The organism is Staphylococcus sp. EG-SA-2 (assembly GCF_017152085.1).
This window is the reverse complement of record NZ_JACYHC010001088.1, coordinates 1-732: the sequence shown is the minus strand read 5'-3', so window position 1 is coordinate 732 and position 732 is coordinate 1. Positions and strand designations below refer to the sequence as shown.

The window sequence follows — 732 nt, the reverse complement described above, 5'->3', positions numbered from 1 at the left end:
CTAGTTATAATACTATCCTTTGACCGTCTAATATTAGCTTCAATAATACCAGATGTATGGGTTTTGCCATATACAAGGCAAGTATATATTTTTTTCAAGTTTACTTTAGAAAATAAATGATGGATATATCCATATTTAGCGAATATCACAATACCAGTTGTATTACGATCTAGACGCGTAACAATATGTGGGTTAATATTTTCACCATTTTCCTGACAATGATATAGTACTTGTTCGATTAAACTTTCATGAGGATGTTCTCTCGAAGGTGTACAATTTTGATTGTTTGGTTTAGTAACTATGATGATAAAAGCATCTTCATACAATACTTCTAGCTTACGAGCATAAGGTATTAAATTAACACTCGGTATTTCTCGTGGTAAATGAATTTCTAATATATCATTTGGCATTAATTGCTTACGCACTGTGACTGGTTCATCATTAACAATTAAAGCGCCATTATTTTTAATGGCGCTCACTGTCTTCTTAGAAAAATCATGTCGTGCTAAAAAAGTTTTAACAGTTTCCTGTTGTGATATATGATACTTAAATTTCATCGTTCTTCATCACTTGATATGAAAGAATCGTGTACACGTTTCCAGAATGGGAATGGTCTAAAACGTGCAAACCTCACTTTTTCATTTGCTACACGGTATTGTATTGAATTAACATTTTTATGTTTGATACTAACATGATCTATCGTCATTCTAATGGTATCATGATTAACTGGTG

Annotated in this window: 1 protein-coding gene and 1 pseudogene; both read right to left on the bottom strand. The window is 31.7% G+C overall.

Features of this window, described 5'->3' with window-relative positions:
- The coding region (locus IDG60_RS27935) for a pseudouridine synthase (RefSeq protein WP_206161032.1) at positions 1–557 on the bottom strand (557 nt) is incomplete at its 3' end.
- Positions 554–732 (bottom strand): annotated as a pseudogene (gene ppnK, locus IDG60_RS27930) (NAD kinase); the annotation flags it as partial. The gene IDG60_RS27935 and the pseudogene ppnK, both read right to left, overlap by 4 nt.